The sequence below is a fragment of the Desulfofundulus sp. genome, assembly GCF_049701015.1.
Lineage (GTDB): Bacteria > Bacillota > Desulfotomaculia > Desulfotomaculales > Desulfovirgulaceae > Desulfofundulus.
In genome coordinates this window covers 1-6,000 of the sequence record NZ_JBNATZ010000154.1, presented here as the reverse complement: position 1 = coordinate 6,000, position 6,000 = coordinate 1, and the positions used below count along the sequence as shown (strand labels likewise).

The window sequence follows — 6,000 nt, the reverse complement described above, 5'->3', positions numbered from 1 at the left end:
ACCCATTTTAATGGTATCCCCGGGAGCCAACACCTTGCTATTTACCCGCACTCCGTTAACATAAACACCATTAGTGCTCCCCAGATCGGTAATCACATACTCGCCACCCCGGTATTGCAACTGGGCATGACGACGTGATACGCTACCATCGCTTAAAACCACATCACAGGTATCACGCCGACCAATGACCATAGTTGAGGGTTGTAAGGGGAAAACCTTCCCTTCCTGGGGACCGGCCTTAACTACCAGGCGCGCCTTATGCCCTGTAGAAAATACCGGTACGGGTGCAGTGTGCCGGATCGGCTGATACTCCAGAGTATCTTCAAATTCTCCTTCCCTGCTTCCAGCCGGGAGAGCTTCCTCTGTACCAGCAACATTAACCGCTTCCCCAAAAAATCCTTCAATCCGCATTTGCCCTTCCGGTACTGCCGTGTCCTCCCGTATTTCTACCCTGGGAGGAGCAACAAGAGTAAAGTTTTTTTCTTGTGCTTTCCGGGACAGGTAATCCTGCAACTCACCGGCCAAAAGTGGGGCTATCGAAGAAACCGTACGGTAATCTTCCGGGTGTAAATAAATTATAAACTCATTGGGTACATAAACCCTACTGATGCTAACCCGTTTCCGCTCCCGCATTTCCCGCGCCAGTCTCTTGGCCATCTCCAAAGGCTGAACCCGGCCTTTAAATTTATCCCGGAAGAAACCCTCAATGTATTTTTCTAAACTACCTTCCAAACCGGAAAAGAGACCCATGGGCTCCCTCCCTTACCCACTCAAACCCAGGACCCGACGGCGCAGTTGCCCGCAAGCGGCATCAATATCACCGCCCAGTTCCCGTCGAACCGTTACTGAAAGGCCGGCTTTTTCGAGCAACCTCTTGAAACGTTGTATACGTGCTGCAGGAGCACGGGCAAAATCTCTTCCATGCACAGGATTCGCCGGGATCAGGTTGATATGGCAAAGTAATCCTCTCACCAGCCGGGCCAAATCGAAAGCACAGCGGGCACTATCGTTAACCCCGGCCAGAAGAGCATATTCAAAGGTAATGCGCCGGCCGGTAAGTTTTATGTATTCCCGGCAGGCAGGTATGAGCTCTCCCAGGGGGTAACGCCGGTTAATGGGGACCAGACGGTTACGAAGTTCATCGCTGGGAGCGTGAAGGGATACTGCCAGCGTCAGGGGTAGACGCATCCGGGCCAGCTTTAAAATCCCTGGCACTACCCCACAGGTTGAGAGGGTTATATGCCTGTATCCAATGTGCAGCCCGTAAGTTGCGGTAAGGTGTCCCAGAAAAATCATGACGTGATCGAAGTTATCCAGAGGTTCCCCGGAACCCATCATTACCACATGAGTGATCCTCTCACCAACGTCGGACTGCATGGCCAGAACCTGATCGTACATTTCTCCAGGTGAAAGATTGCGAATGAGCCCACCAATGGTGGAAGCACAAAAACGGCAACCCATACGGCATCCCACCTGGGTGGAAATACAGGCGGTACGGCCGTATGCATGGCGCATGAATACACTTTCCACAGCCTGGCCGTCAGCCAGGCCAAAGAGGTATTTAACAGTATCCCCCCGGAGGGAAACTTTCTTCTGTACAAGTCTCAAACCGCGTAAAATTGTCATCTCCTCAAGCTTAATCCTCAAATCTTTCGGGAGATCCGTCATTTCATCCCAGGACAAACTACCCCGCTGAAAAAGCCAGCGTGCCAGTTGCAGGGCCCTGTAAGGTGGTTCGCCCAGCTCACCTAAAAAGTCCTTAAGCTGGCTAAGGGTGAGGTCCTTTAAATTAACCATGGCCTTCTTCCCCGTTTCAGCAACATTATCTAACATTATTATACCATATACTTAACAAAAAATTTTCAGTTCCTGGAGGCCTTACTATGAAACGCCAATTGAACGGAAAAGCATCCTTGAGCAGACCACCATTCATGGACAAGCCCTCTTGCGCAAGCGGGCTATGAAGAAACCGTCCATTCCATGCCGGTGCGGCAAAAGCTGAATATACCCCCGGGCTAATGTCCCCTGTTTATCCAAACCGGCAGGCAAAATACCGGTAAGATCTTCCAAATGAAATTCCGGGTGGCGGCTCAGGAAGTCTTCCACCTGCCCGAGATTTTCTTCTCTGGTTACGGTACAGGTACTGTATACCATTACCCCACCCGGTTTCAAGCAGCGGGCTGCCCCTTCCAGTATCTCTTTTTGCAAGCATGCCATTTCCTTAATGGAATCCTCGGTTTTTCGCCAGCGAGCATCGGGCCGCCGACGAAGCACCCCCAACCCGGAGCAGGGAACATCCAGGAGGATAAAATCAGCCCATTGATGCAGGTCCTGGTCAGGGTAACGGGCATCCGCCAGCACTGGTTGAACACAGGTCACCCCCAACCGGCTGCAGTTTTCAGCAATTAACTTTATTTTATGAGGGTGGATATCCAGGGCAATTATTTTCCCCCGATCCTCCATCAACTGAGCCAGGTGTGTAGTTTTGGTACCTGGAGCAGCTGCCACATCCAAAACCCTGGCACCCGGAAAAGGCGACAGAGCATGTCCCACCAGGATAGAACTCTCATCCTGGACCAGAAATAAGCCTTCTTTAAAGGGAGCAAAACCGTGCAGGGAAGGAAAACCGGATATCTTCAGCCCTTCCGGAGCAAAAGGAACAGGTTCCGCCGCTATACCCTCTCCCCTTAAGCGTTCAATTAACTCCTGCCGGCCAACCTTCAGGGTGTTGGTACGTACCGTGTTGGGAGCCGGGCTGTTGTTGGCCTCACAGAGAGCTATCGTTTCCTTTATACCATATTCCTTGAGCCAGCGCTGAACCAGCCAGGTCGGATGGGAATAACGCAGGGCAATGTGGGCAACCGGGTCGTCATGCAGGTCGGGAAAAGATATTTGCCTGCCCCGCCGGGCCACGTTACGCAGTACCCCGTTCACAAAACCTACTGCCCCGGAATAACCGTAACGGCGAGCCAGTTCGCTGGACTCATTGCATGCCGCTGCATCGGGCACCCGGTCCATATACATGATTTGATAAGCCCCGAGACGCAGAATATTACGGATCCAGGGGTTCTGAGAAGCCAGGGGTTGGCGCAAAAAATGTTCCAGAAGCCAGTCCAGAGTATTCAAATGACGCAGGACGCCATAAGCAAGCTCGGTCGCAAAAGACCGGTCCAGTTTATCGGGGTGGTAATGTTCCAGAACGCGATCCAGGGCCAGGCTGGCATAGGCCTTTTCCTGCTCGACAGCATATAAGACTTTTAGAGCGAGTTCCCGTGCATTGACCCGGGCCAAAATAAATCACTCCTTATTCAACCCGCAAAAGTAACGAATAGCTCCCTCCACCAGGGACACGGACACACAGGTATTGAAACAGGGCCCCCAGGGTCGCTCGTTAGTCACCCCTAAAACGGGAATTGGGTTGCTGTCCAGAATGCCGCTGGTCAGGTCCCGTTCACAGGCAACAGCCACAATCGCCCGGGGGCGGTATTCTCGCACATATTTACGGGCCAGAGTGCCCCCCGTAGCCAGACCCATATTAAAACCGTATTTATCTTTTAAGTCCAGCAACTTGCTTATACAGCACCTTCCGCAACGGCGGCAGTTATCAACATGGACTGTAATTTTATGGGGGCACTCACTGTATTGCAGGCAGTGAGGGAGCAGTAAAAGTAATTCTTCAGGCTTTACGTTCAGGTGTCTGGCCCGTACAAGCTGGTTGTTAACTTCTATAAAAGATCTTTTTATCCGGTTGGAATCTATGTGCAGCAGGCGGCCAAGAGCAAGAGCCACCGGGAAAAATAAATTTACGGCTACCCGCATGGGTCCCTGCAACGGTTCAAACGTGCGTGCTGCCAGAAGAGTAAAAACTATGCCTACAAGACCACCGAAAGATAGGAATACAACCCCTGCCAGCAGGCAAACCATGATAAAAAAGATTACCTGGTAGGCAATCGAACGGGTGGGATTAAAGATCAGGTACCAGATACCTGCTGCCATCAAAGCTACCAGTACCAGACTGGCTCCCAAAAGTCCTAAGAATAACCGCTTGTGAGTGTTCATGAAAGGTAACCGCCCTTGGAACGACCCAAAAACATCCCCGGAGTCAAAGGATGGCCGCGTAAAAACTCCGTAACCGGTAAACGCCGCCCCCCCTGCAACTGAACCTCCCGCAAAGATAAACACCCCTTACCCGTAGCCACCACCAGTTCTTCCCCGGCCTCCAGAACCTGGCCAGGTAACACTCCTGCTGGAACAGCTGCCTCCTTCAGCCCCGCCCGCCAGATTTTGAACACCCGTTCCCCCCACCAGGTCCGGGCTCCCGGCCAGGGGTCTAAACCCCGGATCTGGTTATATAAATCCCGGGCAGGCCTCTCCCAATCAATTATTTCATCTTGCAGCGTTAGCGGAGGTGCATAGGTGGCCAAACTATCCTCCTGTGGTTGGGCATGAAGGAGCCCCTTTTCTAAGAGGTTCAGCGTCTGCAGTAAAAGTTCAGCCCCCAGTTGGGCCAGCCGGTCATGCAGCACACCAGCATTATCCGCTTCACCAATAGCAACCGGTTGCTGCAACAAGATATCTCCCGTATCCAGGCCTTCATCCATGAGCATGATGGTAACACCGGTTTCCCTCTCCCCATTCATAATCGCCCGGTGAATGGGAGCGGCTCCACGGTAACGGGGCAGCAAAGAAGCATGAATATTGATACATCCCCGTGGAGGAAGGTACAAAATCGAGGGCGGCAGGATCTGTCCGAAAGCCGCCACCACAATTACTTCCGGTTCCAACTGCTTAAGCTGCTCAACAAAAGCAGCGTCCCGCACCCGAACGGGCTGTAGAACCGGCAGGCCCATGTGGAGGGCAACCTGTTTCACGGGAGATGGTTGAATTTTTCTGCCCCTCCCTCTGGAACGATCCGGCCTGGTAACCACACCTACCACCGGGTACCTGGAACCCACCAGCGCTCTCAGGGCGGGTACGGCAAAGTCTGGAGTACCCATAAACACAACACGCATAAGTCTTCGCTCCTGATCAGGCCCCGGGCTTGATCCGCCTGATGCGTACCGCCCGGTCGATAAATAGTATACCATCAAGGTGATCAATTTCATGCTGCAATGCCCTGGCCAGGAAACCGTGTGCATGATGCTCCACCGGATTACCGTATCTATCCAACCCTTTGACCCGTACTTCAGTGGCTCTGGTCACTTCCCCTACCACGTTTGGCAGGCTCAAACATCCTTCGGTATCAGTTTCTTCCCCCCGGGCCTCTACAATTTCAGGATTGATTAATTCAATCAAGCCTTCTCCAATATCAACCACGATTACCCGCTTCGAAACCCCAATCTGAGGTGCTGCCAGCCCTACCCCTCTGGCGTGATACATGGTGTCGCGCATATTATCCAATAACCTATGAATATTGGGGGTAATTTTTGTTACCGTTTTAGCCTTTTCGCGTAAAACCTCGTCACCATAAAGGACAATCTGAAAAACTGCCACCCCTCAAACCTCCTTACATTACATCATACTTTGTGGGGCAATGTCCACGGAAACCTGAACCCGGTAGCGTCCTGTTCCGGGGAAAACGCCCAGGGCGGCTGCTGCCGCTTGCCGCAGAAAACCTTGTCCCGAAGCCCTCAAAACCAGGTGCCAGCGGTAGCGATCCTTGATTCGAGTTAGGGGAGCTGGAGCAGGACCCAGCAGTTCAACCGGCAGGCCAGTAGCATGGACTACCTGAGCCAGAAAATTTGCCGCCTCCTGAACCTCTCTTTCTATTTTCCCGGTAACCAGCAACCGCGCCAGGTGACTGTAAGGAGGGTAACCCAGAGCCCGCCTTAACGCCATTTCCCGGTGGTAAAACCCCCGGTAGTCGTGGCTCCTGGCGCAGCTCACGGCATAGTGATCCGGAGAATAAGTCTGGATTAACACCTCTCCCCCATGTCCCCCCCGACCGGAACGACCGGCTACCTGGGTAAGAAGCTGAAAAGTCCGTTCACTGGCGCGAAA

At 52.7% G+C, this 6,000-nt stretch carries 6 protein-coding genes and 1 pseudogene; all 7 read right to left on the bottom strand.

The genetic code is table 11. From position 1 onward, the window contains the following. On the bottom strand, positions 1-750 hold a 750-nt coding region (locus tag ACPLUI_RS09885), incomplete at its 3' end, for an FhaA domain-containing protein (protein ID WP_424660096.1). A gap of 12 nt (positions 751-762) precedes the next feature. Further along, entirely contained in the window at positions 763-1,833 is a 1,071-nt protein-coding gene (gene rlmN / locus ACPLUI_RS09880; RefSeq protein ID WP_424660095.1) for a 23S rRNA (adenine(2503)-C(2))-methyltransferase RlmN, read from the bottom strand. A 96-nt stretch (positions 1,834-1,929) separates the two neighbouring features. Beyond that, positions 1,930-3,291 (bottom strand): 16S rRNA (cytosine(967)-C(5))-methyltransferase RsmB, encoded by a 1,362-nt coding sequence (gene rsmB, locus ACPLUI_RS09875; protein WP_424660094.1) that lies wholly within the window; start codon positions 3,289-3,291, stop codon positions 1,930-1,932. Positions 3,292-3,297: 6 nt separating this feature from the next. After that, positions 3,298-4,059, bottom strand: coding sequence for a DUF116 domain-containing protein (locus tag ACPLUI_RS09870; protein WP_424660093.1), 762 nt, complete (start codon positions 4,057-4,059; stop codon positions 3,298-3,300). After that, positions 4,056-5,012, bottom strand: a complete 957-nt coding sequence (fmt, locus tag ACPLUI_RS09865; RefSeq protein ID WP_424660092.1) for a methionyl-tRNA formyltransferase — start codon at positions 5,010-5,012, stop codon at positions 4,056-4,058. The genes ACPLUI_RS09870 and fmt overlap by 4 nt, the downstream gene beginning before the upstream one ends. 16 nt (positions 5,013-5,028) lie before the next feature. Then, positions 5,029-5,493 (bottom strand): peptide deformylase, encoded by a 465-nt coding sequence (def, locus tag ACPLUI_RS09860; protein WP_424660091.1) that lies wholly within the window; start codon positions 5,491-5,493, stop codon positions 5,029-5,031. Between the two features lie 18 nt (positions 5,494-5,511). Then, positions 5,512-6,000: pseudogene (locus ACPLUI_RS09855) on the bottom strand (primosomal protein N'); the annotation flags it as partial.